A 26409-nucleotide genomic window follows, 5' to 3' on the forward strand; every position below is an offset into this window, starting at 1 on the left:
GTTCCGGTTTCATTCATAAGTTGTCCGTTCTGGACAGGTTATGGGTAAAGTCACACAACTGATAAAATGATTTTTACCTCAACCAATTAACCATTGGTTGACTTACACTAAAATTACACTAAATTAAATTCTCATATCAGCATTCTAGTCCAACAATTCGATTGAACCCCATGATCTAAAGGTTTTCATCAAATACAGGGCTTTCTCCCCAGCTAGTATCTAAGCACCCATATTCCAGGCAAATTGAGATGGCAGAACTAACCTCGATCCTTGAAATTTTCCCTACGAATATTAATCCCTCAACCCTAGAGGTGGTGGGTGAAGATGCTCCTCAAACCAAGATTGACCAATTTCTCAAGTCGAAGGCGTTAGCGGCAAAAACTCAGAAAGAGTATCGGCGAGAGTTGCAGCGATTTCTAACCTGGGCGAATAAGGAGTGGGCGGACATAACTAGCCAGGATGTAGCGGAGTTTAAGTTTCAACTTCAACAGCGAGGACTATCGCCCGCCTCGGTAGCGCAGGCGATCGCGGCGCTCAAAAGCTTCTTCAGATGGATGGTAGACAGCCATTACTTGGCGGAGAATCCCACACTGGCAGTCCGCACCCCGTCACCACCAGAACCTCAAGCACAGCACTTTAGTGAAACAGAAATGACGGCATTATGGGCAACATTGGAATTCCGAGGTGATACGGAAGTTCGCGATCGTGCCATTCTCTCAGTTCTAGAACATGGGCTGCGAGTGGACGAAGTGTCCCAGTTGATCGTGGGAGATTTTGATGGGCAGCGGATTACGATTCGCAAAGCCAAGCGCGATAGTGTAGGACAAGTGCCATTAGTGTCTGAAGCAGTAATCGCGGTACAAGCTTATTTGGAAGAACGGCAGGAGCGAGGAGCGGAATTGCGTCCGGAGTCTCCCCTATTTTTATCCACTTCGCACAATAGTCGAGGCAAGCGACTGGGCTATCGAGGGATTTACGATTTGATCAAAGATTTAGGTGAAGTGGCTGGAGTTGAAAACTGTCACCCTCATCGGCTGCGCCATACATTTGCAACGCGCTTGGTGCTGAAAGGCGTTGATAGCTACCTGGCACGAAAACTAACCCGCCACAAATCGGAAAGTGCTTTCCGTCGCTACAGTGAACACGCCCGTCAGCAAGCAGCAGAGGCAGCCTTTCATGCGGCATTTGGCGATTAATGCGATCGCTTCCTGTTAGAATAGTACGCCTAAACTCCTTTAAAGATGGGAGGATTAGAATCAAAACGATTGCGTAACGTACAACAGATGTCCAATGTCCAAGTCTGCTGCGCCAAAAGCCAGATGGTTAGTTCCCGGTCAGTCGATTCTGGTGAACGGTCAAGTGCTGCCGATTCACAACTGTCAGATTGTCATCAAACGGCGAGAGGATCGATTTCGGCTGACGCGATCGCTCGACCGGGACGATCAAGTGCCTGTAGTCGAGCTTTGGTTCAATCAACCGATTCAAGGGGCGACGGCTTACACGCCAGAAGTGAAGCAAGGCAAAGTCGTTTTGGCTCAAGTGACTCAGCCAGAGCAAGTAAGGGATTGGTCGCAGGTACAGTGGTTGGTTGTGATTAGTGGTGAGGCTGCGATCGCCGTTCGTCGTCTGATCGTCCAACAGGCAAATCGGCAAACTCCGGTTCAGGCATCGCAGTCAAAAGCAACCGTCACAAAGCATTCTCCATCGGAAAATCCCACTACCGTTGTTGATGCCAATCCCTTTCGCGACAAATTGATTGTCAAGAATCAGCCGAAACATCAAGTTGTTGACCTGGATGTGCTGGACTTTCTGGATGACGAAGGCATGGATTGGCTGAACAAAAACTCGTAGGATTTGCTCACCCACTACCCAAAATGGCTACCGCTTCCACTCAATTGATGAGTTGAGGACGCGCAGGTGGTAGTCAATCCTCCGGTTTCAAGCCAAACTGCATCGCCACCTCCTCTGCTGCTGACTGAGCAACAACAGACAGCAGTCAGGGCATTGCAGCAGTTTTTGAGTGACGATGAGAAAAAACTGTTCTTGCTGGCTGGGTATCCAGGGACGGGCAAAAGTACAACCATTGTGCAAGTCGTGCGATTGTTGATTGCAGGGGCAGGACTGAAGGTTGTTCTGACTGCGCCGACTAATAAAGCGGTGGCAGTCCTTAAGCAGATGGCATCTGAGCAAGGACTCCGAGTAGACTGCATGACTATCCATCAGCTTCTCGGATTGAGTTTGGTCAAGCGCGGTAAGGAGAAAGCTTTAGAGCGTACCAGTCCTTCTTATCTGGAATTGTTTGATCTGGTAGTGGTCGATGAGTGTTCGATGGTAAATCGGGATTTGTGGGACTGGATTCAGCAAGCAGTCTCCAATCTCTGGTGCCGTAGCAAGATTGTCTTGATGGGCGATCCAGCACAGTTGAACCCCGTCAACGAACTGAAATCACCCAGTTTCAGTGTGCCGGACAAAACCATCCTGACTCAGGTGGTACGTCAGAACGACGATAATCCCTTGCTGGAGGTGCTGAAGCGCTGTCGGCAAGCGATTAAACAGCGATCGCTCTTTCAACCGTTGATGCATACCACCGAGGATCGGCAGAGTGGCATGGTTCTGGTCAACTCAACGACGCTGTTGAACTATGCCTGTAAGCGAGTTCAGCAGTTTGAACAGGAATCCAATCGCTTTCGTGTTCTGTGTTGGACCAACAAACGGGTGGATTATTACAACCGATTGCTCCGCAGGCAACTTTATGGCAATCATGCTTCTCGGTTTCTGGTAAGCGAGCGGTTGATCACGATGGAAAGTGCGATCGCTCCCGATGGCAAAACGGTCGTGTTACCGACCTCCATCGAATTTACTATCACGAACATTGAGGAACAACGCTATGAAGGTTATCGCACTTGGTGCTTAACAGTGCTGCCAGAGGGATTTGAGACGGAACGGCAGCTCTATGTTTTGCACGAGGATGAGCGGCTCCGTTTTGACAGCGAGTCCCAACGATTGAGCAACGATGCCAAACGAAATCCATTTCTGTGGCGCAGGTACTATCGCCATTTGGAAACCTTCGCTCAGGTGCGCCCCTGCTTTGCGTTGACAGTACATAGCTCTCAAGGCAGCACGTTTGAAGAAGTCGGCATTGATGGCGATGACCTGCGGAAGCGTTTAGGGGATGGCGATCGCAGCAGTATTCGAGAATATAACCGCCTGTTCTACGTCGGAGCGAGCCGCGCAAAAAGACGAGTGCTGGTGGCTTGGTCATAAGTCCTGCTCCAGTCAGCCAACTCAATTAGAACCAGAAAAATCATTGGGGCTGAACTTGAATCTGATGCCAAAGATTAATTGGTCATTGCAAGTCAGCCTTCTTCGATAGCAATTTCTATGTAGGTGTTTACCGATGACAACGCAATTGCCACAGTCTAATGATCCCACCCGATCAATTCCGGTACTGAATCCTGCGGTTCCAATGCCAGAATTTTCATTCTTCCAACTGGTTAAAGTCAAGACGACTCAGGAGGTTGGAATGATCGTTGGTGTATGGTGTGTAGAGACAGAGGAGCAGTCCTATCAATGGCTGTATCGATTAGAAGGACTGACGCAACGCAGTACAACCTGGTGGCAGGAATTGCAACTTCGCAGCTTGGATCGGAGACGAAACCGTTGAGAACTTGTTGAGGCTACCGCCACGATCTCATGACGTGATTGCAATCCACGACCATGACTACAACCAAAACTCGATCTGTTAATGGGAAAACACGGATAACTGCTTCAAACGATTCAACGGAGGCAATCCCTAAGAAATCCCGACGCTCTAAATCTGACAGCAAACCTAAAGAGAACGCGGAGATAATTACACAGGAAGGATTGAAGTTGGCGATCGCGCAAGCTAAATTAAACGAGGCACTGGCGTTTGTCAAAGCTGCCGTGCCTACTAAACCATTACATCCAGTGCTGGCAAATGTCTTATTGGTTGCTGATCAGGACACACAGCAGGTGAAGCTGATCACCTCTGACATGGCAATTAGCCTGTCTGCTAGTTGTGAGGCAACTGTGCAGCGATCGGGTGCCATTACGCTGCCTGCTGAAATTTTAAGTGCCGTGGTGAGCCGATGTCCGATGGGTTTACTGGCGATCGACACCACTCAAACTGAAGAAAGCTCCTCAGCAATCTTGAGCGATGAGCAGGGCGGCATCACTGAGATCCGGGGCATGAGTTCAGAAGAGTTTCCTGAAGTCGCTGCTGTAGCGGGCAATCCGGCTTCTTTGCCAGCCAAAGTTGTGCAAGCGGGGCTGAAGGGTGTGTTGTTTGCTGTCAGTACAGATGAAACGAAACGGGTGCTGACAGGCATGGAATGGAAATTGGACGGGAGCACACTGCATTGCACTGCAACCGACGGACATCAGGTTGCGAAGGTGGTGCTAGATACGAGTGGCATCGGCAAGAAAAAGCGTAAGGTGCAGACTGAAGCTGCAAGTGCTTATATTATTCCGGGCAAAGCCTTGAAGGAACTGGCGAAGACGCTGGAGAAAACAGCATCCGAAACCGAGTTGCAGGTGTTCTATGACGACAAGGCGAAGCGGGTTCTATTTGCTGTGGAGGAGGACGACCTCTCGAAGCAAATTTCGTGTCAATGCCTCGAAGAAGAGTATCCTGACTGCGATTTGCTGTTGAGCCGCTATCCATTCAACCAAACAGTTACTATCAGCCGTTCATCCTTGCTATCGCGATTGGAGCGGCTGGCAGTGCTGGCAGACAAAAAGGTGAAAACGGTCAAATTCTGCTTTGATAGCCAGCACCAGACGATCGACCTTTTAATCGAGCGGGATTACGGCAAAGGCAAGCAGGTGCTCGATGCAGCGATTCCTGAAACTGTAAAGGGCATGGCGATCAAATTCAACGTCACCTACCTGTTAAACATTCTCAAAGCGATGAGCAGTTCTGCTCTCAAGCTGGTAATGCATCAGTTTAATACGCCTGCTAAGGTTGAGGCGGTGGGGGATGTGGACATTCCAGAACTGCGTATGGAAGCCACCTATTTTCTGTTTCCGATGGTGAATCAGGATGAAGTGAACGGTCAAACTCCATCCGAGGAGATATCAGAGAACCAAACAACCGAGGACGATGACTAATCGATCGCTGCACTAGAGCGCCACTCTGGTGCAGTTTCCCCCAACTGGGGCAAAAATGATGACCTTACATTTTCAAAACCATGACCACCGCACTGCATTTAGCGTATCGACCGCAGACCTTGCAAGATTTGGTTGGACAGCCTATGATTCAACGAACTTTGAGTAATTCAATTGCTCAACAGCACATTGCGCCTGCCTATCTGTTCACTGGGTCGAGAGGCACAGGTAAAACCAGCACTGCTCGCATCTTCGCCAAGTCTTTGAACTGTCTCGACGACGATCGACCAACCACTGAACCTTGTGGCGAATGCCAGTCCTGTCGTTCCATCGAAGTCAGTAACAGTTTGGATGTAACCGAAATTGATGCTGCTAGTCATAATGGTGTGGATGATGCACGAGAACTAACTCAACGAGTGAATTTAGCTCCAGTGCTAGGGCGTTATCGAATTGTGATTGTGGACGAGTGCCATCAACTCACAACCCAGGCACAAAACGCTTTGCTCAAATGCATTGAAGAACCACCGAAGCACGTTGTATTCATTTTGTGTACAACAGAGGCTCACAAAGTATTACCAACGATCGCCAGCCGTTGTCAGCGATTTGAATTCCGAGTATTGTCGGTTAAGACGATCGTGAAACATCTGCGCTGGATTGCAGATACGGAAGCGATCGTGATTCAGGATGAAGCGTTGATGGCGATCGCTCGGCTATGTGAAGGTGGATTGCGAGATGCCCTACAACTGCTGGCTCAAGTGCGTTTACTGGGTGAGGAAGTCACGGCAAGTCAGGTGATTGAGTTGGCAGGCGGAATTGCCGAAGTGGACATACTGGCAATGTTGCAAGCGATGGCTGCTAGTGACACATTTCAACTGCTGCAAACTGCCCGTAACTTGATGGATGCGGGCAAATCTCCCAAATTGATTCTGAGCAGCTTGCTACAAACCTACCGAGACTTGTTAATTGTACAATCCGCCCCGAATCAACGGCACTTATTGACCAGTTCTGTCAGTTCGGATCAACTTCAGTTGATCGCTCAGTGTTGGAGCCATGACACAATTCAAGCAGGGTTGGCTCAACTCCACGCCAGCGAAGGTCAACTCCGCTTCAGTCCTAATGCTCAAGTTTGGCTGGAGGTCTGTTTACTGAATCTGCTGCCCAAGCTGACGAGCAAACCTAAAGCAACGTTTCCATCACCGGAACAGTCAGTCTACAGGAACAATGGTAGCGGTCAGATGACAGCCAAGAAACTCTGGCAAAAAGTGATTGACCGCGCTCCAGACAATACCAAGCGATTTTTGAGCAGAGCCAGGATGCAGAGCTTCAACGATAATCATGCGGTACTTGCTGTTGAAGAACAGTATTTGGAGCAGTTCGAGGCGAATGCTGCCAAAATTGCCCGCATGATGCAAAAGCTAATTGGTGGAAAAAAACCTGTGAAACTAGAGATTCGAGCAACCACGACTGCTGCTCTCTGATGAACAACGATTTCTGTCACTGACAGCGCCCGCTACTAAATTGCCCTGCAACTGTCAGTTTTACCCTCTCTTCTACAACAGCCATGCCCACATATTTACTGATTGGCGAAGACACATATTCAATTCAGCAAAAGCTTGCAGTTTTCAAGTCCAAACTTGATTCAACCTGGTTGGCGTTCAATTTCCATATCTATGGACCGGAAGCTTTAGCTGAAGCGATCGCAACTGCCCGCACTTCACCTCTAGCTGACATAAAGCGGGTCGTTGTTGTTGAGAACTGCCAGTTCAATCAGTTTGGCGAACAACAACTTGAAATCCTGCAAATGCTTCCCAGCTTGCCCACCAGCACCACACTGATATTGACAGGCAAAAGCATCGATAAGCGCCTGAAAGTGGCAAAACATCTACTCAAACACGGCGAACTGCAAGAGTTTGAGATCATTCCACCCTGGCGCACAGATTTGATTGAGGCTGCGATCGCAAATCGAGCGAGGCAGCAAAGATTAGCTCTGGCTCAACCTGTGGTTGCATACCTGGCAAGCGCGATCGGAAATAATTTGGCGCGAATGGATTCTGAACTGACAAAGTTGAAGGCGTATGCCAACGGTCAATCTCTAAGCCTCGCAGAGGTGAAACGCCTAGTCTCCAGTACGATGCACAGTAGCTTGCAACTGGCTGAGGCGATAAGAAAAGGGGACATGGCACTGACGATGCAAGTGCTACATGAATTGCGATCGAGAGCTGAGGTTCCGCTAGTGGTTCTCTCAACTCTTCTGACTCAGTTTCGCACCTGGTTATGGGTCAAGTGTGCCCTCAACGATCAGACGCGGCGGAAAGACACCGAAATCGCTCAACTATGCGGAGTGGGCAACCCCAAGCGGCTCTACTACCTGCGTCAAGAGGTTGCCAAAACGCCGATAATAGCGTTGACTCAAGCAGTGACATCGCTGTTCGAGTTGGAATGCGACTTGAAACAGGGAGCCAATCCTGACGTGATAATGCCAGCACTGGTGGGGGTTGCAAGGCTATTCAAGACTTGATTTAGGGTGCATAATCTGACCAAAATCACCAGGTTCTGAGCACTGCTGCACCCTAAAAATGTAATTTAGCGGCTATGTCTGTTGCTGGAGAAACTGTTTACATGCCTGTATTCTAAAAAACGCTTAAAATGGGTATAGCCTCTAACGCAGAACTTCATAAGTATGGTTAATACTGCCTACGATGACATTTTTGGTGCTGCTTTGGCGCTCCCACCTGGTTTAAGGGCGATGTTGGCGGAGCATCTTCTGAAAAGCCTGGATGCCCAACAACAGGCAGAAGTCGATATGCTCTGGGCGGAGGAAGCTGAACGGCGAGTTCAGGCGGTGGAGCAAGGAACAGTGACACTGATTCCTGGCGAACAGGTTATACGGGAACTGCGTTCTCGGAATCGCTGATGCGGTACGATTTTCATCCTGATGCTCAGAGAGAACTGCAAGAAGCGGTTGATTACTACGATGGGATCAATCAGGAATTAGGCGATGCTTTTCTCGATGAGGTAGAGCGATCGCTGGAACGCATTGTCAAGTTTCCAGAGGCTTGGGCACAACTATCCATAAACACGAGACGCTGCCGAACCGTTGGCTTTCCCTACGGCATCGTTTACCAGATTCGGGGCGATCGCATCTTGATTGTTGCCTTTATGCATCTCCAGCGCAAGCCAAATTACTGGACAGATAGAGTTTGACTTTTTCCAATCGCAACAGAAATTGCTCATGCTTATCTGGTTGATAACTCTGCTGCGACTGACGTTCTAAGTCGGGTGTCTGATCTGATGGAAGGCTTCGAGAGCCAATATGGGTTAGAGATGCTAACCATTACCCACTGGGTTACTCAGGAAGATTCGCAAACAGCAGCAAGCTTTCAGAAGGCGATCGCCAAAGTTCAGGATTGGAGTCTACGACAACGAGAACTTATGAAGCCTCAGCACGTTTGTAAGGCATGGCACCGTCTCCACGAGCAACGTTGGTTACTTGCTGCTGAGCCTGCATCGAGTGGTTTTTGATACAGGTTTACACAGTTGAGCTTCTGTTCGTATAGCTTCAGCCTCTGGAAGAGTCGCGTTGCACGGCAAACCTGACCATTGCAGCTTTGATCTTGGAGTTTCGAGTTCCAAGCTTGACGTACCGTGTTCAGATGTCAGAGTTCCGAGCTTTAAGGCTGACGTTCGGTGTTCGGGGTCAAAGTTCCGAGTTCTGAAGTCAAAGTTCCAAGCTCTGAAGTCGGAGTTTTGAAATTGAAAGGCGAAGTTTGGGGTTCAAAGATCGGAATTTCGGGAGCAGAGGATCGAAGGTGAGGGTTAGAGGGCGATCGCTCCTGATGCGCTAGAAGCATTGAGCCTACTATTTTGCAAACCAGGCTTATCCTCGTCCTTCCAGCTTCCTTTGAAGGGTACTTGCTAAGGGCACACCTGCACGAACTAAGCGATAAACTAGCTCAGAGTACCGTTTCAAGCTTTCGGTGTTCTTCCGAATTTGTGTTTCAAAGTTGATCCAAATTCGGTTTAATAATTCTGCTGTTCTTCTGCCATTTCCGCGTTTTTCACTCCAAAGGTCGTGAGTGGCATTGCTTGCACACTGACTGAGCCAGTTAAGCGTTGGTTCTGGTGAAAACTGCCAGCCAATTCCGTTGAGCATAATAATAAGATGGCTATAGGTGTCGGGATTATGACCAGCTACACCAACCCATCTATCAAAAATATCAACAAAAAGGTGGGCATACTGCCAGTCGTCTTTAATTCGAGAACTACCATGCTGGGTAAAAACGAGCAGTTGTAAAACTTTTTCAGTATCACGATCGAGGTAGTCATGGCTGGCTTTTCTAGAAATTTCTGGATTATCCAGCACCCAGGTACAAATTTCTTTCCAAATTTCTAGAGCTTGTTCAGTTGGTCCTTCAACATAAGCAATTTGATGACTGATGTATCCATCTAGCAAATCAGCCGTCAAATCTGGAACCTTAGCCCAACTATTCTGCAATGGTGTCAGAATATGATGGCGAATTTCCTCTATGCTGAGTGACTTTGCTAAATACGCCGTCCAGTTGAAGATAAAAGGATTCCACGTATATGGTCGATTAGGTTGTGAATACTGTCTACCCTCTACTGGTAAGTTATCTTCAATAGTTCGAGCTATTAAATTGTCACAAAGCTGAAGCAAATTATCTTTTATGTTATAGACTTGACACAACTCAGTGAGCGGCAAAGCATAAAGCCCGTATTTAGCCTGTTCATGCACAAAAACAGTATTTCTTGCTGTGGGAATTCTGGGAAGTTGAGGAATTTCATTTTTTGCTAAATAATCAAAGTGACTTTGAATAATATTGTCTTCCCAAGTTTCTAGCTCTTCATAACTAGTTCCAAATTCTCCAACACGAGTCCCATAATAAACTTGTCCAGGAATTATAGACAAGGAGAGGCAAAGACTCAAGGCATTCCAAAACAGTACTGGATCGACGCTCCAAGCAGACTGTAAACTGAGAAACAATACCTTAAGAACCCTATCATCGGAATGAGCAAATCGTTTCAATGATTTACCAACAAGTAGAAGAATTTGTCGGCGTGCTTCTAAATCGGCTATTCCATGTGCAGCAAGAGCAGCTAATCCACGTCCGGCAGATACATCAAATCTACAAAGTGGTCTAGCATATACAGAGGGTTGAGCAGCACGAGCCGCTAACATCAGAATATCTTTGCTCCATTGAAGAAGATCTTGAGCTTTCATCCATTCAAAATCTATGACAAGAGCTGCGGCAGCAACACTAGCAATTGCTCCTAAGCGCGAATTGTCATAAGAATTCTCCGACTCTTCACTAGTAAAGTCATTCGACTGTTGAAATTCTTTAGCCCACTTGACCATCTCTTCCAGAGCTTCCCTGTCTTCTATATTGTTTTCCTCTATCGCTTTACGAGACCACAGTTCCATGCGGAGCCATCGTTGATATTCAGAGTTAATAGCAAGTTCTTTCTCGTTTCGTTTCTTTATATGCTCAGGTTGTTGAAATTGCACATACAAGTTGTCCCCATTTTTGAAAAGCTGATAATTTTCTCTTTTGCCAAAAGCTTGATAATTTTCCATTTTCTTGTGAATAGCAGAAATGGTTACAGAGTCTTGTTCTTCCTCTCGGTATTGAAATGGTAGATTTTCAGTAAATTGGCTGACAGCCTGCTCAAATGATATGCGAAGAGATTCATCGCTAAAAAATAGGTAGTGTGTTGCGAGTGAGCGGATGTCCAGTTTACGATGAGGCTTCTGATCATGTTCTTCAAGCAATTTATAAACCCAATCATTCCTCTCAAACGGAAGTCTGAAGCGACTACTCATGTCGTCAACTAAGCGTTGAATGTCTATACTCCAAATTGCAGGAGAACTAACGATGGGTAATGCTGCTTTGAGGCACTTTTGAGGATGAGCAAGAGTGAGGCTGATACAAATTCCCAACACCGCAACACTATTACTACCCCTAAGAACTTTCTCAAAAAGTTCCTCTATATCTCTACCATTCTCAATCTGCTTCTCCATCCAGACTTCAAGAGCCATAAGAGCAGACATAACTGTGTTAGATCCGTTATAGGACATTCCTCCTCGGTATAAACAGTAAACTTGGACATCTCCCCAGAATTCCTGCTCTCCAAAAGGCAAATTGAGTTTTATTGGTAATACAGTTAGAAAGCGTTCATCCAAACTTTCTTGCTCATCTAAACTTTCTCTTCGTGTATATTCATACCATCGATCAGTTGCTGCATTTGTGAGAGTATGCACTAAACGCAGACCTTCATTTTCATCCTTTGAAAGTAGGTATAAAAATGGTCCATGAATATAAGCGGGTGGATTAAATAGCTCATAGTCCCAATTGTCTCGAATACCAAACATAGAACGTGGCTTAAATCGGTTAGATTTTGCCAGATAAATTGCATATTCAAGATTATCTCGTGGAGTTATAGGACATCTTGGTTTAGATATTAGAACATCAACAGCAAAGTCTATGAATTCCTTGGGGATACGATCTGCTAGAGGTTGATAGTTTTTGAAAACTTCTTTTATTACATCAGAATGATTATGCTCTGCAACTCCTTGGAGATAAGTGATGACTCTTTTTGGCAGAACGTCGGCTGAATGAAATACAATTTTGTTTAGATTATCTTTATACTCGTCATTTCTTGCCATAACTAATCTCCTGCTTCTTCAAGCCATTTGAATGAAATTTCGCCAATTTCTCTTCGATAGATAGAACCTATTGGTGCTTTTGTTTGCCACATTTTCATTAACCTAGAAGATTCTAGACGAATCTCTTTAGGCAAATTATTAATATGTTCTAGCAGCCAACCCATGAAGGGTTTCCATATTGACCATCTTGGTATCGGATCGCTCATGAAAAGTGGCATGAGTTGATTAGCAAGTTCTTGTTTTGTTTTTGTAGATAAAGGTATTAATGAGAAATTCGGAATAACTTCCACAGTTCGTAATACAACCATTAACTCAATTAATCGTTGTGCATTGTTCGCAAGCAATAAGGACTCTGCTTTATTAAGTAGTTCGTTTGCGCGTGGTGAAATGAGAGGAGCAGTTAAAAGAGCTTGTCGCCATCTAGAGGAGAGCTTTGAGGCTTGCTCAATTTCTTCAATTCGTTGAATCCAAACATCTGCTGTTTCAGAGTTTTCTAGTAAGGCTACTCCTAGCAATTGAACTGCTCTATATAGACCAAATGGTTCACCTATCTCTTGTAGGTAGGCAGGTAGTTCTTCTCGATGTTGGTCCAGCACACGATACATCACCCAATCTTCTAACAAGTCATGACTAAAACGGTACAATTCTCGTTCAGGATCTTGTGAGAGGATTCGGTCTGATTTGAGGGAGATAATTGATTCAGGAGAAACGTCATCTTCAGTAGGAAAAAGCTTTCCAGGAGAACGAACAACTCGTCTTCCTACTCTTAAAAGAGAATTTTTCCTGTCACGACCAGTAACAGAGCCTTCATCTCCTACCATTCTCTCCCACCAAACTCTACTAATTTCTATTTCTGTAGCAAGGGGTGGTAATTCTCCTGAGTTTGGCAGCATTCGTACATCTTCTAATAAGCTCAACATTAATGGGGTTTTCAGTACAGGAGATAGTTGCTCAAGATACAACAGTGGTTTAAGGCGAAGACTATGTTCAGCAACTCTTTGAAGTTCAGCGAAGGTTAATTCTGGTACTTGCAGTCTCATGGGTTTTCCCAAAACTTGCCAATTTAACCACCGATAAACGTCTTGGAGGTTTTCCTCCCGTGCTGAATACACAACTATCCAGCCTGAAGAATCATTTTCATCACTGGAAAGCTCTGCTAATGTGCGAAATAAGTCGTTGATAACAGAGCGTTTTCCTTGCTCAGTGATGCGATCAATTCCGTCGATGAAAATTGTAGTTTGAGCACCATTGCTTAGTGCAAGCAATAACTTATCCAGTGGTTGAGTGAGTTGCAAATAGCTGGCATAACCATTCCAACCTGTACCAGTGATGCGATCGCCTGAAAAAACCACGGTAGGTCCTTGGTTTCTCTGATACTCAGCAAGAGCTTTCAATACGGCTGATTTACCAACTCCAGGAGCACCCCCTATTTCTAAGAGCAAAGTGTTCGATAGCTTCTCCAATGCTTCAGCAACCACATTAGCGCGGTTAAGCGTTAAGCCTCCAATGTCTGTACGGATCTCACCTAATATGAATCTTGCCTCTTGCTGTAACTTTTCAAGATCAGCATGGATTTGGCGATTTTCAAGTAATAAATCTTTAACATTTTCCAGAGTGGTAGCATTATTCAACAGAATTGAAGTAAGTTCGGAAAATTGTTGTTCTTGATTATATCCAAGTTGTTGAACTGCAATTTCTAAAGAATCTAGCTTATTTAGTAAATGTGGTAGTGAGCTTGTAATGTCTTTCAATGCTAATTGCATACTCTCCAGCGTCAAGGCTTGCCCTTCAAGAATTTGATTAACCTTAGCTAGAAGTTGAGTCTGGAAAATGTCACGAACCGCAGAGTTATTTTTAATCTCGTAAGTAAAAAATAGGCAGAGTCGCTCGAATAAGCTTTCCTCAGCTACCCTTCGATAGAGTTCTGGAGTTCCTGGCTCCTGTGCTGCTGAATCTATTAGCTGTTGCTTCGCTTTCTCAACTAAAGTTTCATTTAATATTCCATCTGGAGTTACCAACAACTCAATTTGCTGTACTGACTCTAGAGGAACTGTTATTAGATTATCATTTTCTATTTGAGTAATCTGCTTCTCTACTTTCTTGAAATACTGGTCTAGCCAAGTTACGTCCTGTCTACTTTCTTGACTACATACATAAATCCCTCGGTACTTCTGGAATCCCCCCGTTAACTGTTCCAGGCTATCACTTGCTATCGTTTGCAATGCTCTTAAGAACGATCGACGTACTGCCTTCTCTAATTCATCGTTGACATACTGATCTCCCTGCCCAATACGAGATGCTAAAGCTTTTGTACCGGTTCCCCATGCACGCACGAAACCTGCATCAGCTCGATTACCAATGATTCCGCCGAGAATACTGGTTAGAATAAATGCCCAGGTGATTGGTTCCATTGCAAAGGTAGATCCTCAAGTGCAAAGGACAAAGTTCAAGGAGAGATGAGTCTCTTCAAGGATAAATACTTTTAGCTCAAAACGTCGAATATCGCCCAGAACCATAATACTTTCTACAGGAAATTATTTGCGATCTCTCTCTGAACCTCACCTTTCAACCCCAGAATTCGGAATTCCAACCTTTTTACTTGAAACTTCGACCTCAAAACTTGGAATTCCAACCTTTGACCTCGGGACATCAGCCTTTTTGCTCCAGAATTAAAGCTCAGAACCCGGAACGTCGAGCTTTTTGCTCCATCTTTCGAGCTCTGAGCTTCAACCGTCAGTCTCAGAGGTCAAATGGTCAGGCTTTTTACTATACCGTTGTCCCTTCAACTTTCACCGTTCCCTCCTGAGCCTTCGCCTTTCGGGGTTTGCGGGCAAACCGTTGCCTCATTTCACCCACGACTGCATTCAAGCCTCCACCCTGTCCACGCGCCTTAGCATAGTTATACATCTGCAACACCGTCGCATACGCCTCACTCCCCACCGCCAAACAGGTATCATCCACCAATTCCTGTAACTGAGTCAGCGCCACGACGATCGAATACATCGCCCCAAACAATTGCACATTCTTCCGTAATTTCTCCTTTCCTTTTTCCCCCTTCTGGGGATTTTTTATGAGTTTTTGAGGAAGGGGTTATGCCATCACCGAATTATGCTGCATTATTACAGGAATTGTGGACTCCTGCGGCAACTGCCACTGAGCCAGAACAATCGGAACCTGAGATTTTGGACGATGGAGACATTTTTCAGTTTTTGGGCGATCAATTGCTGTGGCAAGAAACGATCGCGGCTCAATCCGCAGAGGTGCATCCATTACCCAAGTCGCTGTCAACCGCGTTGAAGCAGGCACTCCAGGCACAGGGAATTGAAACGCTTTACTCCCATCAACGACTGGCGCTAAAAGCGATTCGGGCAGGTAAAGATGTGGTTCTTACCCCTCCAACCGCATCTGGTAAAACCTGGGCTGCCTACGTGGGGATTTTGGAAGGATGCATGGCAATGGGCGATCGCTGCCTGTCGTTTTACGGACTAAAAGCCTTGGCAAGTGATCAGAATACGAAGCTGAATGCTTTGCTGGAGCAGATGCCTGATGATCAGCGTCCCGTATTTGCCAAGATGACTGGAGACACCAGCAAGGATGAGCGGGAAGTTTTGCTCAATGCTCATCCGCACATTATCGCGCTCACGCCAGAATTGCTGCATTACCAGCTTCGCACTGTCTGGCGATCGCAGGGATGGCAGCACTTTCTTTCTCGGCTTCGCTTCATCCTGGTAGACGAGATGCACAGTTTTAACGGAACGTCAGTTCGATGAACGCTTCGCTTCGCTTTTAGATCCAGGAACGCCCCCTAAATCCCCCACGAGTGAGGGACTTTGAACCAGAATTCCTCTCTTAAAGTCCCCCAAATTGGGGGGTTGGGGGGCAAAAGCCGTGAACAACGAAGCGGAAAACCTCTCATCGAATTCACGTTAACGGAGTGTATGGGGCAAACATGGCGTTGCTCTTGCGACGACTGAAACTGGCAGTCGATCGCCACGGCGGAAATTCCAACGACCTGCAATTCATCTTTCTCTCCGCCACCTGTGGTAATCCGACTCAACTTGCCCGCAGGTTATCAGGGCGCAAGCAACAAACTGATCCCAAACGGCTAATTTGGATCAAAACCAATGGTGCTTATACACCAGAGAAGCAATTGATAGTCACTCAACCGACTTATAACGCGAATGCTGAAACAGCAAAGCTGATGGTTTTTCTGATGCGTCAGGGATTACGAGGCATCACCTTTTGTAATGCTAGAGAAGTGACGAAAACATTGGCAGAGTTAATCAAACAAGAATGCCTATTACAACACTGTGACCAGTTTGCTAGAAAAGTTGCGGTTTTCTATGGCTCTCTCAGCGATGAGCGTCGGGCGGAAATTATTCAGCAGCTTGAGACGAGTCAAATTACCTGGATTATTGGCACTGAAGCCCTAGAAGCTGGGATTGACTTACCTGTGCTGGACTGTGCGATCGTGCGTGGGTTTCCTGGTAGCTTGATGAGCTTTTGGCAACGGATTGGTCGAGCAGGACGGAAGCATAAAGGACTGGCAATCTACATCCCGATCGCTCAAAATCTGGTAGATGTTCATTTTACAGAGCGCGATCGCCTATTTGCAGCATCTGAATCCATCAGTTTCAACCCTAACTACCCAATCTTACTTGCCAAACACTTGCTCTGTGCCGCCGTTGAAACAGGGATTCAAACGAATCAACTGAAGCTTTATTTCGGCACTGAAGCGGTGAAGGTTGCCAAATTGCTGACGGCTCAAGGACACCTGCTCAAAGGCAGAAACGGACTTTATGCTAAAGGTTTTCCTCATAGTGATATCAACTTTCGGGGAGGAGTGGGTCAAGGTAGCTTCAAGCTGATCGATGTCATTTCTGGTAGACAACTGGAAGAGATGAACGATGAGATTGCCTACCGTGAAGTGTTTCCGGGTGCGATTTACCGCAGGCAGGACGAAATTGGGCAGATGCTAACCTATCAATCTGAATCCTTGGACTTGACCCAACGATTGGCGACCCTCTCACCCATCGATGACGGAGCTATATTCACTAGGGCCCTGACTCATCATGAAGCAAAAACACAAAGTTTACTGACCCAGCCAATACAGATCTTACTCGATTTCTCAGTTGGGCAAGAGATCCAGTCTGCTTTAGAGACATCACCTGCCCACCTCACTTTGGAGTTAGCGTTTGGTACATTGAGCCAGATGACGACTGGCTACCAACTGATGACCCGGCAGTATGAGCGCACCTGCTTGAACAAAAGGTGTATTCACTATCGAGAATCGCTACTCAATACGGTTCACTGTCCAGCGTGCAGCAAGCGAACCCGGGAAGCGGAAATTGTAAAAGTCGTCACAGAGACTGCTTTTCCCAAGCCCTATGAAGTCAGCTACAGTACTCCGATCCTCAAATTGTCGCTCAATGCCGATCCACAGGATTATCTACGGAAGTTTGCCAGTGAAGCAAAAGCCGCGTTTGAAGGACAACCGATTCCTCCTCAATATCAAATGTTGTGGGATTACCCTGCTGTCTTCGTGGCACTGCACAGCTTAGGGCATCAGCTAATGTCGGCGTTGCCGCTCGTGGTTCTGGCATCTCGTCATGATCTAAATTTTGTCGTGGAGCCGGACGGCAGCGGTTTCTGTGGTTTGTTTTACGACACAACAGATGGCGGCAATGGCTCGACAGAAGGGATTCTCAAAAATCTACCAAAGCTGGTCAAAGTCGCGGCTGAACTTGCCCAAAGCTGTGATTGTGAATACGGCTGTCCCAAGTGCTTGATCCAGCACGGCTGTCCTGATGGCAATCGGGGATTGCTCAAACAGATGGGACTGGCGCTTTTGGAGGCGATCGTTGCTTAAGCAGTTAAGGTGTAGGTTTTGCTACCCCATTGGTTATTTCCTCTAAATAACGACTTTGTTGTCCATTCCAGCAAAGATATACAGCATCACGGGCACGGGTAATACTGACATAGAGTAGATGTTGTTCCTGTTCTAATGCTTCTTTCCGAGCCTGGAGATCAGGTTCTTCTGCAATGTGAGGTGAGGGAATGACAGCTTCAGAGACGTGAACAACAAAGACAATTTTGAATTCCAGCCCTTTTGCTCGATGCATGCTTCCGGTGTTCACAGCATCGGCGATCGCGTCTTGCTCTTGGTCATCCAGTCGAACAGAGGCAATGTTCTGCTTTTTTAGAGCTTTCTCAATGGGTTTGAGGAGATTTTTAGTCCGGCTGAAAATCCCAATTTCGTTCGTTAGTATTCCCTGTTGAGCTAACCGAGAGATTTCTTCAGCTACAAATTCTGCCTGTTTAGCTGCATTGGTAAAAGGTTTTAGGATGGGTTCAGGGCCATTGAGTAAGCTGATGGTGCCTAAACGTTGTTCGGTACCACCATCAAGGTCATCTTGTTCTCCGTCAAGTAACTGGTCGGCAAACTGGCGAATCTGCTCGGTCGTTCTGTAGTTGATTTTTAGGACATGAGAACGTCCTTGAACGTTAATCCCCAACGACTTGAGACTGAACCGTCCTTGATAAATACGCTGTCCACCATCCCCGAACAACATTAGGCTGTTCGGGCCATTGCCTGCCAGAGCTGCCAAAAACTTGAGTTCTTGCGGTTTGAGATCTTGAGTCTCATCCACAATGACTGCATCAAAGGGGCTTTCAACTTGCCCGCATGTGATCAGATCACCTGCATGACGGTATAGTCCAGACCAATCCGTTTTATTTTGGGCTTGTAATTGAGAGAGAACCCATTCAAAAATTTGCCAAACTTGCTTACGCCCTTTAGCACTTAAAGACTGCCCACGCCCTGCACGACTGGCCGAGCGGTAAGCTTCCCAAGTGGCAATGCCCTGATGCTGGATCACAAATTTCCATTCCAGCCAGAGAGCAGAGGCATTAAGATAACAAGCAGGAGAAAAGTTTTCTGCGATCAGGGATTGAATTTCCTCATCGCTAGCAATGGAGAGGGACTTGTTTCCTTCCTTCAGGATATGTCCTGCTTGGCTGGCAACCGTGCCGACGGTGATGTTTGCTAACTCGTCAGAACTACACAGCAGCTTCAGGTTGCGATTGATGTTGTCGCAGAGTGTTTTAACGAAGCTGGTCACGAGCACTTTCTTGCCCTGCTGCGCCAGATATTTCGCCCGATGCATTGCAACAACAGTTTTACCTGTGCCTGCGGAACCTGTCACCTTGACGGGCCCCTTGTAGGAATTAGTTACCAGTTTGCGTTGTGAGGGATGAAGAAAGCCAATCCAGGTTGCCAGGGGAGCTGCCAAAATTTTGGCAATGTCATCACTGCTCTTGACGACAATAAAACGGCGTTGAGTGTCTTCATTTTCAAAGGTTGGTTTCTCAGGAGACGATGGCAGTGGAGGGGTAACGAGTTCACCGCCTGCCAATCGTAAGAAGCGTTCTGCGACCTCTTCTGGTAGTTTTTCGAGGATACTCAATAGGTCATCCTCTGTAACCAGCTTACGAACAACCGCTAACCAGGTAGGGGGTAAGCCTAAACTCAGAAGATAGTCGTCATTATGGGTGTCAAACAGACCGAGTTGGTTTTGAGGTTTCTCAGCAAATTGCTGCTCGATCGCTTCCGTAAACTCAATAATTTGAAGGGCACCTGTTTTAGCATTTTGCTCAACTCGGCGCACTCGTGCCCAAGCGTAGGCATCGTCATGCTGTCCGGCATAGAGCAGTGCCCAAGTATCACTTTCTTTGTAGATGATGGCACGTAGCCCTTGAGTAATGCGGGCAGACCAGAGGTTATCATCCTTTACTTTCGTGACCCTTTCCAGGCTAATGCTGGGGTGAGCCGGATTGTTATAGAACTTGTCGATAAAATCGGTCACTCGCTTGGTGTCATTTGCATTTAGCTTTGACAGGGAACTCATTAAGGACTTTCCGAGTAAAACGATCATCAGATTCCCTCCTGTAATGCGCTTAGAATCTGATCGACAACATCTGGATGATTCGGATCTACAGCAATTGAAGAACGGTTTTGCTTGTGCAGTGCTTGCTGAAGTTGGAAAGCATCACTTCGAGTTTGATCAATGAGTAAGAGAATACGATTCTCCTGGGAGGACGCTGCGCGATCGCCCTGGATTACTTGAGCGATACAGGTTCCTACCACCTGCCCCTCGTCGTCAATATCAAGACCTTCATCAACCTCAATGCCTTCTGTATCAGCAAGTGTTTTTAGAATCGATAACCAGGTTGGTTCAAACAAACTCCAGTCAATTTCAGCCGGTGATTCATCAGATTTATTGTTTGGAGCAGAGGTAGCTGATGCGTCAAACCATGTTGGGTTGTCTCGAATATCTTTGGCTTTCGTTTTACCAAGCAGTATTTTGCCAATGCGGTAGAAGTATTTTGCCATCGCCTGAGGGTCATCCAGATTGCCCGCCGGAATCTCGATTACCTCATAATCAGAATTACGCAGTTCTTCCCGAATCGCGCGATCGCGCTGTGCCGTATCAGGGTTGCCGTGTAAGTGCTTGCTCATCCCGTCCAGATAAACGCAAATACCTTCCAGGTCTTCATTGGGATCTTCAAAGAAAAAATCAGGTTTGGTCGTGCCTAACGGTTTACCCAAATCGATCGGTTTTTGAGGTGTTGGTTCTGAAAACCCAGCTCGTTTGAGCATTTCATAGAGCCGAGATTCAGCCTGATTAACGGGCTGTGCTTCTGCCTTTGCCCCTGCTTTCGGGAGTTTGGCAGGAATCGCATGACTTTGGGACAGAATGTCGCCCCAGTTCTGCAACTTCTCTAACGCTACATGGCGGTTCAAATAGCGGTGATAGTAGGCATTGCGGAAGGTGAATAAGCAGTCAATACACGCGGTATTGCACTGCGAAGGACAATGCCCAACGACTTCTAGAGCAGCTGAGATCACGGTTGTCCAACGGACTAACAACTGTTCCAGTAAGCCAGAACCACCGGGCATCGGATCGTACAACAGAACATCTGCTCTCTCAGTGCCAGGTTGAGCGATCGTCAGAATCTGGAGGTCTTCCAACTCCATATCCAGCACATTGGCGGCACCATGCCGAATCGCTTCCATAGCGCTGTAAGCAACTTGGCGGTTCTCGCAATCCTGAATCGAGAGGGCATCAGCGACAATATTGGCGTAGAAACCAACGGGTTCAATGGGTTTGCCGCAGCGCTGCGTATGGTCCTGAACGAATAAATCACGATCGCGCTGGGAGGTGAAGGGCGATCGGCTTTGTCCACAAACTGAGCAAACGGTATAGCCAAGGCTACCACCTCGAACGAGACTGGTTGTTCCAATGTTGACCATCCTTAAATGGACGTTACGGCGCAGTGTAACCGTGTGGTTACCCCAGGTGTATGCCAGTCCTCCGTCGTGACGGTCTTGCTCATAGCCCAGCAACGTCACAGGCATCTGAAAACGGTTGTCTTCCTCATCAGAAATGTTGGACTGGTGGGGTAAGTCCACATCACAAATTGCCAGGGCTTTCAAACTTGAGGTCAGTAGCCCGGCACTTGTGCCCGCAGTCCCCATTTCTCGAATGGCTTCGTTAGCAATATCCACCTGAAAGCGGAGGGGTTCTTCCGGTTCTAGATGAAAGAAGCGAGGGACAAAGCGATGCCCGTTAGCGTAGATCAGGTTGCCAGGGACGTACTCACGTAGTGCCATACCAAGTGGACGGGGCAAGTCAAAGTCGGGCAACCAACCTGCACTCCGAGGGGTTTGAGCTGTGCCTTTGATAGAGCCGATGTCTAACCCATAACCTGGCAGAAATCCCTCAGCCGCTAAGGCGCTATAGGTGTTTGTGTCATCAAACCCTTCTGTATCCTGCCGTCTCTTTTGCTGAATTCCTTTGAGTCGCTTGATCAGGCGATCGCATCGTTGGAAGAGCGCATCTTCATCCGGGTCGAGGGTTCCTTTTTGAACTCGCAGCTCGTTCAGCCGACGCATTTGATCGAGTGCCCATTGCAGTCTGCGCCAGAGCCGCTGAATTACTAAAGCTAATTGGTCACCCATTCGTTCGACATGGGAGCGCAATTCCTTCTCACTGACTGCAATCTGGTCTTCTTTGGGCCAGCTTTCTGCAAAGGCGGTTTTTATATGCCCCAAAAGCGTGGCTTCATGCTTCTGAATTAAGGTGGTCAGGCTACTGACATCTAACGGGGCAGTTCGTAGAACGCCTGAGTCGCTGAACAGGTAGTGTTTGACTTGGCTGGGGAAGCAGCTTTCCAGCACGTTGGCTATTTCCTGTCGATCGCCCAGGGTCAAAGAACTGGTCGGACGCGCAAGCTGATAGAGAACGGTCAGAATAGCGGCGTGGACATGCTTACCCACCATTAAAGTGTTTCGCAGGTTTAAGCGGGGGGGGGAGATCTGCCCCTGTAAAAGCCGCATGGGGTCATTGAAGTAGGCGCGATCGTGGCTGGCAGGTCGGGCATAGGCAATATTGACTGCCATGCGATGTCGTCGTCCGGCACGTCCTGCCCGCTGCCAATAATTAGCAGGGAGGGGCGGAATATTCCGCATCAGCACGGCATCGAGCGAACCAATATCAACCCCCATTTCCAAGGTTGGGGTACAGACCAGAGTATTCAGCAGTTCGCTGTTGCCTTTGAAGAGCCGTTCAATGACTTCGCGATCGCTCGTTGGCACCTGAGCCGAGTGTTCTCTAGGGCGCAACATCTCGAATTGCTCATCCAGCACCCGCAGATCGTAATCATCGGCACTCTCTGGTTCATATTGCATGGTGCCCTGACAGCGCCAGGTCATACAGGCGGCGTGAGGTGTGAGACGAGGATGGGGACGACGACAAATATTGCAGCGGTAAACGCCTTGGTGGGGCGCAATTTTCAACTTGTCGGAGTCGATTTGATAGGCTCCATCGCAACCTGTCAGCGGCTTATTGGCACTATTTCGCAGGGTAACAGGAAGTAGGAGCTTGAGGTCTTCGGTCAGGCACTGCCACAGTTCATCAAAGAATGCGTCCATTTGCTCTTTGGGCATCCCCCATCGACGAGCTGCCTGCCGAGCAGTGGTATCTCCCTTATCACTCAACCATTGCTGTATCCAACTCGTTGAGTTGCCACCTTCTCTGGTTCTCTTTAATCCTTTGGGCACCCCCTTTAAGATGGGCAGGTAGCCTCGCTGTACTTCGCGATCGCCTTCTCGCCAAAGCTTTGAGAAAATCCTGCCCTGAGAGTCCAGCACAATATTGTTGCGACGGGCAATATCCAGCAGGGAAGCCACTCCATGCACCAGGTCTTGCCCAGAAAGACCCAGGATGCTTGCCCAGTGCTGGATAAAGGGTAAATCAGACGCTAGACCCGCATAACTTAGTTGAATGCGTCCCCAGGGCTCCAGACCAATTCGCTGCTTTACGCCTGTGGTGATCTCGCGCAAAATCTGGATTCGCAGGAAATAGCGGCGCTCGTCTCCATGCTTGACCCCTTCTGCTTCCTTCGGGAATGCCCGCCAGACTTCAGGAATGAGCGCACGGCTGAGTTCCTCATCGGCATCTAAGAGGTCATCCATGTGGGCAGTCAAGTCCCCAATTGAGATTGAGCCTTGCTTAATGCGATCGTCCATTAAAGCGCGGAGGCGATAACGACGAGCATGATCCTGCATCCAACCTGCTTGAAACGCAGCATCCTGGCGATTATCCGCAAAAACCAGGAGCCTTCTGCGCTCGGCATAGTGAAGCATGTTCTGTGCCAGCACATGGACATCAGAAACGGTAGTGGCTCGAATTGGGCGGGCGGGTTCACGGAAACGACCGAAGCTATTTCGTCCTAACGATTGGCAGGCAATGCAGGAACTGAGTGCTCCAGGGTGATCAGCCTTCTGTCGGATGGCAAGGAGTGCGATCGCTTCTCCGTTTCGCCCACAGTGGTCGCAGCGTTGTATGGGAGTGGCATGGAGAGTGCCACAAGCACGGCAGAAGTAAAGCGGAACAGTGGAGCGAGGATAAGTGCGAGGGGTAGCCGTGAGGGGCGGGGAGTCGGATGAGCGATCGTCATCATCGTCGTCATCGGTAATGAGGCGATCGCACAGCAGTAAGCGTTTGCCTTGCAACTCTTCTGAAAGCGGTCGCCAGATGGTTTGCTTGCCCTGTGCCTGTCCTCCTTCAGGCGTTTTGCCTGTAAAGGTGAAGTCTTCAACAAAGTGTTCAAAGTAGTGCTGCCCACAGGTTGTGCAGGTCAGGACGGGCAATCGGAATAAGTCGTCACTGGCGGCATCGTTGCTGGCATCTTCAGCCGAGAGCCATAGCCGGGGGCGAGATTTGCCATCCGGGAAGGTGACAACGGCTCCACCTACCCCTCGCACAAAGGCATGAATAATCGGGCGCAGAAGCGGTCTTCCCTCTTTGCGAGAAGCAGCCCCTAAAGCCAGCCAGATTAGTAGCTCTTCTTCAGAAATAGGGCGACCAATCTGTTGTTTAAGTTGGTGGATCAGGTCGCTAAGATGGCGGGGAGCATGGAGGGCGATCGCTAACTGAAAGATCAGTTCGTTGGCAGCGAGGGAATCGTAGAGGCTATCCTGCCAGCGATCGGGTTCAAGAGCTTGACCCATCAATTGTTCAAATACTGTGCAAACCGCAACCCCAGTTTCATCTTCAACGGCATTGAGAACCGCTTGCAGGTTGCTTGCTGTGTTTCCATTGGGGGCGGGTGGTAATTGGCGATCGCTGGGGGGTGCCCAGATTTCCTCTTCATACTTCTCGCCGACCAGTTCTACATTGGTCTTAGCCACTCCAAAGAAGCGGGCAGCAAAATCCCGTCCGGCTTCTCGTCCTTTATCGGGGTCGGCGATCGTGGCGGAGGTGGCAATGCAAACAGTTTCGTCTGGCTTTTTGCCACAGAAGGTGCGTAATCTGCGGATGAGGCAAGCTGTTTCTGCTCCGGTTGCCCCTGTGAAGGTATGGGCTTCGTCAAAAACCAAAAAGTTCAACTGCGCCTGGTTGAACATTTCCACGTCTTCCTGACGGGTCAGCAACAGTTCCAGTTGTTTGACGTTGGTGAGAAGAATCCGGGGTGGATGCTTCTGCATTTCTTCACGAGAGACCCGTTCTTCGTGCGGATGGACGGCTTCAGGTCGCTTTTCCTGCTGCAACTTCTCAACCGCTTTGAGGTAATCTGCCTTAGAAGCTCCAGCTTTAAGCCGTTTACCGACAACCTGTCCAGTTTTTCTGGGGGTTTTGCCAACATACATGCCAAAGGAAATCCCTGTGCCTGCCAGCAATTCTCGGAGTCGTCCCAGTTGGTCTTCTGCCAGAGCATTCATCGGGTAGACGATAACGGCAACAATGCCTTCGGGTGCGCCCTGGTCACGCAGGGTCAAGCATTGGCTGATGATGGGATAAAGGAAACATTCGGTTTTACCGGAGCCAGTACCTGTAGAAACCAGGGTGGTTTTACCTGAATGGATGTGGCGAATGGCATCTTCCTGATGCCCATAAACGGCTGGGTGCTCTTTGGGAATCACTGCCTTCATCCCAGGATGAAAAATTCCCTCAGTCACTAAATCGTCTACTCTTGCGCCCTGTTTGAAGATGCGGCTGAGGCTGATGTAGGGACCTTTAAGCAGAGGAGTGGCGCGGGTTTTCTCCAAGTTGAGAAGCGTCCGCATCTGTTCATAGAGGTTGCCGTCCGCGAAAGGATAGGCGGTGAGCTGGTATTTCAAGAAATCGTCAACGACTTTTTCGGTGTAGACGATCGGGTTGAGCATGGGGAGTGGCTGAATGAGGAGATGGTTCGCTCCCAATCTAGCCTTAAGACATGCGATCAGCCAAAATTTGCCAATTTCTTTTATGGGAGTTGGAGCGCAGGTCATTGAATAAAGGTGATCATCCGCTTCAGAATTTGCAGCACTCGCAATAGATTATTGTGTTCATCTGATAGCAATGTGAATTTGTAAGATTGGGCGTATTGTCGAGCATTTAGTTTGATAAAGAGATAATCTTCACCTGTGGTAATCAGCCCAAATAGGGGTTTCTCAGGGTTGGGGTTTGCCATCATATACGCCAACGTTTGGGGGATGGCTTGCAGGACGCTAAAGCCATACTGTTTGGCTTCAATTAACACAACCCAAAGCTGATCTTGAATCACTAAGGCATCGATTCGCCCTTCTAGAACGGTGTCGTCGGTTTCTAACTCAACGTAAACGTGTTTTTCGGCTCGGACTTTGTAGGGTGGGTCGTATAGGTTGAGCAGTTCGAGTAGGGGTGAGAGCATCATGTAATGAACGGTGCCCTCAGAGATGGCTCCATCGGCGGCGTAGTAGAGGTAGCGGTTTTTTAGGCGATCGCACACTTCTTTTTCAGCTTCGGTCAGATTAGGCAAATTAGTCTGCCATTCAGGGAAGAAGTTGGGATCAGATGTGGGAGAAAGGTTGAACTTGCGATGAGCTTCGTTGAGGTTGGTAATGGCTTTAGTAACGGCAGTGATTTGGCTCATGGGATGCCTTTAGCTCAGGGGTTGAGATCAATAATATTGAGTTGCTTCATTGCTCCTTTGAGGTTGAAGCTGGAAAAGTTTTTTTAGATTTCCTGACCCGAATTGTTTTGACCATGCTAGTTATCTCCAGAGAGTTGGGAACG

At 47.8% G+C, this 26409-nt stretch carries 18 protein-coding genes; 12 read left to right on the forward strand and 6 right to left on the reverse strand.

The genetic code is table 11. The annotated features are described in order from the left end of the window. Nucleotides 1–248: 248 nt before the first annotated feature. The 10 genes from ACKFKF_RS09510 (at nucleotide 249) to ACKFKF_RS09555 (ending at nucleotide 8649) form a co-directional block, all read left to right on the forward strand. Nucleotides 249–1196, forward strand: a complete 948-nt coding sequence (locus ACKFKF_RS09510) for a tyrosine-type recombinase/integrase (protein WP_446867502.1) — start codon at nucleotides 249–251, stop codon at nucleotides 1194–1196. A gap of 94 nt (nucleotides 1197–1290) precedes the next feature. Then, nucleotides 1291–1851, forward strand: coding sequence for a hypothetical protein (locus ACKFKF_RS09515; RefSeq protein ID WP_446867503.1), 561 nt, complete (start codon nucleotides 1291–1293; stop codon nucleotides 1849–1851). Between the two features lie 66 nt (nucleotides 1852–1917). Next, a complete protein-coding gene (locus tag ACKFKF_RS09520) occupies nucleotides 1918–3264 on the forward strand; it encodes an ATP-dependent DNA helicase (protein ID WP_446867504.1) in 1347 nt (448 codons plus the stop codon). 133 nt (nucleotides 3265–3397) lie between these two features. Next, complete coding sequence (locus ACKFKF_RS09525; RefSeq protein WP_446867505.1) at nucleotides 3398–3664, forward strand: hypothetical protein; 267 nt, start codon at nucleotides 3398–3400, stop codon at nucleotides 3662–3664. 206 nt (nucleotides 3665–3870) lie between these two features. Beyond that, complete coding sequence (dnaN, locus tag ACKFKF_RS09530) at nucleotides 3871–5130, forward strand: DNA polymerase III subunit beta (protein WP_446867506.1); 1260 nt, start codon at nucleotides 3871–3873, stop codon at nucleotides 5128–5130. Between the two features lie 80 nt (nucleotides 5131–5210). Then, nucleotides 5211–6605 (forward strand): DNA polymerase III subunit gamma/tau, encoded by a 1395-nt coding sequence (gene dnaX, locus ACKFKF_RS09535; RefSeq protein ID WP_446867507.1) that lies wholly within the window; start codon nucleotides 5211–5213, stop codon nucleotides 6603–6605. Nucleotides 6606–6688: 83 nt separating this feature from the next. Beyond that, entirely contained in the window at nucleotides 6689–7645 is a 957-nt protein-coding gene (gene holA / locus ACKFKF_RS09540) for a DNA polymerase III subunit delta (RefSeq protein ID WP_446867508.1), read from the forward strand. 162 nt (nucleotides 7646–7807) lie between these two features. Continuing rightward, the gene (locus ACKFKF_RS09545; RefSeq protein WP_446860330.1) at nucleotides 7808–8041 is read left to right on the forward strand and encodes an addiction module protein; all 234 of its coding nucleotides are present in this window, start codon (nucleotides 7808–7810) and stop codon (nucleotides 8039–8041) included. Continuing rightward, nucleotides 8041–8331: a type II toxin-antitoxin system RelE/ParE family toxin gene (locus ACKFKF_RS09550; protein WP_446867509.1), complete on the forward strand. Its 291-nt coding sequence runs from the start codon at nucleotides 8041–8043 to the stop codon at nucleotides 8329–8331. The genes ACKFKF_RS09545 and ACKFKF_RS09550 overlap by 1 nt, the downstream gene beginning before the upstream one ends. An 87-nt stretch (nucleotides 8332–8418) precedes the next feature. Beyond that, nucleotides 8419–8649, forward strand: a complete 231-nt coding sequence (locus ACKFKF_RS09555; protein ID WP_446867510.1) for a hypothetical protein — start codon at nucleotides 8419–8421, stop codon at nucleotides 8647–8649. A 355-nt stretch (nucleotides 8650–9004) separates the two neighbouring features. Here ACKFKF_RS09555 and ACKFKF_RS09560 read toward each other — a convergent pair whose 3' ends face one another. From ACKFKF_RS09560 to ACKFKF_RS09570, 3 genes are all read right to left on the reverse strand, one after another. Next, nucleotides 9005–11809: a hypothetical protein gene (locus ACKFKF_RS09560; protein WP_446867511.1), complete on the reverse strand. Its 2805-nt coding sequence runs from the start codon at nucleotides 11807–11809 to the stop codon at nucleotides 9005–9007. 2 nt (nucleotides 11810–11811) lie between these two features. Continuing rightward, entirely contained in the window at nucleotides 11812–14220 is a 2409-nt protein-coding gene (locus ACKFKF_RS09565) for an AAA family ATPase (RefSeq protein ID WP_446867512.1), read from the reverse strand. Nucleotides 14221–14575: 355 nt separating this feature from the next. Then, nucleotides 14576–14830, reverse strand: coding sequence for a hypothetical protein (locus tag ACKFKF_RS09570; protein ID WP_446867513.1), 255 nt, complete (start codon nucleotides 14828–14830; stop codon nucleotides 14576–14578). 71 nt (nucleotides 14831–14901) lie between these two features. Here ACKFKF_RS09570 and ACKFKF_RS09575 point away from each other — a divergent pair, with 71 nt between their 5' ends. Then, nucleotides 14902–15579: a DEAD/DEAH box helicase gene (locus ACKFKF_RS09575; protein ID WP_446867514.1), complete on the forward strand. Its 678-nt coding sequence runs from the start codon at nucleotides 14902–14904 to the stop codon at nucleotides 15577–15579. Nucleotides 15580–15758: 179 nt separating this feature from the next. Continuing rightward, nucleotides 15759–17678 carry a helicase-related protein gene (locus tag ACKFKF_RS09580; RefSeq protein WP_446867515.1) on the forward strand — a complete coding sequence of 640 codons (1920 nt, stop codon included), beginning with the start codon at nucleotides 15759–15761 and terminating at the stop codon, nucleotides 17676–17678. Nucleotides 17679–17682: 4 nt separating this feature from the next. On the opposite strand, the gene ACKFKF_RS09585 is transcribed toward ACKFKF_RS09580, so the two are convergent. Genes ACKFKF_RS09585 through ACKFKF_RS09595 form a run of 3 tightly spaced genes read right to left on the reverse strand, consistent with a single transcriptional unit; the run spans nucleotide 17683 to nucleotide 26266 of the window. Next, the gene (locus ACKFKF_RS09585) at nucleotides 17683–19743 is read right to left on the reverse strand and encodes a 3'-5' exonuclease (RefSeq protein WP_446867516.1); all 2061 of its coding nucleotides are present in this window, start codon (nucleotides 19741–19743) and stop codon (nucleotides 17683–17685) included. Continuing rightward, the gene (locus tag ACKFKF_RS09590) at nucleotides 19743–25643 is read right to left on the reverse strand and encodes a DEAD/DEAH box helicase (protein WP_446867517.1); all 5901 of its coding nucleotides are present in this window, start codon (nucleotides 25641–25643) and stop codon (nucleotides 19743–19745) included. Before ACKFKF_RS09590 ends, ACKFKF_RS09585 begins: the two co-directional genes overlap by 1 nt. Next, a complete protein-coding gene (locus ACKFKF_RS09595; protein ID WP_446867518.1) occupies nucleotides 25640–26266 on the reverse strand; it encodes a type I restriction endonuclease subunit R in 627 nt (208 codons plus the stop codon). The genes ACKFKF_RS09590 and ACKFKF_RS09595 overlap by 4 nt, the downstream gene beginning before the upstream one ends. Between the last annotated feature and the right edge of the window lie 143 nt (nucleotides 26267–26409).

It is taken from the genome of Phormidesmis sp. 146-12 (genome assembly GCF_052939495.1).

Excerpts from the sequence above, each read along its gene's own strand:
- ACKFKF_RS09515 (WP_446867503.1), top strand. The coding sequence starts at position 1,291 with ATGTCCAAGTCTGCTGCGCCAAAAGCCAGATGGTTAGTTCCCGGTCAG.
- ACKFKF_RS09585 (WP_446867516.1), bottom strand. The coding sequence starts at position 19,743 with ATGATCGTTTTACTCGGAAAGTCCTTAATGAGTTCCCTGTCAAAGCTA.
- holA (WP_446867508.1), top strand. The coding sequence starts at position 6,689 with ATGCCCACATATTTACTGATTGGCGAAGACACATATTCAATTCAGCAA.
- ACKFKF_RS09555 (WP_446867510.1), top strand. The coding sequence starts at position 8,419 with ATGGAAGGCTTCGAGAGCCAATATGGGTTAGAGATGCTAACCATTACC.
- ACKFKF_RS09510 (WP_446867502.1), top strand. The coding sequence starts at position 249 with ATGGCAGAACTAACCTCGATCCTTGAAATTTTCCCTACGAATATTAAT.
- ACKFKF_RS09525 (WP_446867505.1), top strand. The coding sequence starts at position 3,398 with ATGACAACGCAATTGCCACAGTCTAATGATCCCACCCGATCAATTCCG.
- ACKFKF_RS09560 (WP_446867511.1), bottom strand. The coding sequence starts at position 11,809 with ATGGCAAGAAATGACGAGTATAAAGATAATCTAAACAAAATTGTATTT.
- ACKFKF_RS09580 (WP_446867515.1), top strand. The coding sequence starts at position 15,759 with ATGGCGTTGCTCTTGCGACGACTGAAACTGGCAGTCGATCGCCACGGC.
- ACKFKF_RS09590 (WP_446867517.1), bottom strand. The coding sequence starts at position 25,643 with ATGACCTGCGCTCCAACTCCCATAAAAGAAATTGGCAAATTTTGGCTG.
- ACKFKF_RS09550 (WP_446867509.1), top strand. The coding sequence starts at position 8,041 with ATGCGGTACGATTTTCATCCTGATGCTCAGAGAGAACTGCAAGAAGCG.
- dnaX (WP_446867507.1), top strand. The coding sequence starts at position 5,211 with ATGACCACCGCACTGCATTTAGCGTATCGACCGCAGACCTTGCAAGAT.
- ACKFKF_RS09595 (WP_446867518.1), bottom strand. The coding sequence starts at position 26,266 with ATGAGCCAAATCACTGCCGTTACTAAAGCCATTACCAACCTCAACGAA.
- ACKFKF_RS09565 (WP_446867512.1), bottom strand. The coding sequence starts at position 14,220 with ATGGAACCAATCACCTGGGCATTTATTCTAACCAGTATTCTCGGCGGA.
- ACKFKF_RS09545 (WP_446860330.1), top strand. The coding sequence starts at position 7,808 with ATGGTTAATACTGCCTACGATGACATTTTTGGTGCTGCTTTGGCGCTC.
- ACKFKF_RS09575 (WP_446867514.1), top strand. The coding sequence starts at position 14,902 with ATGCCATCACCGAATTATGCTGCATTATTACAGGAATTGTGGACTCCT.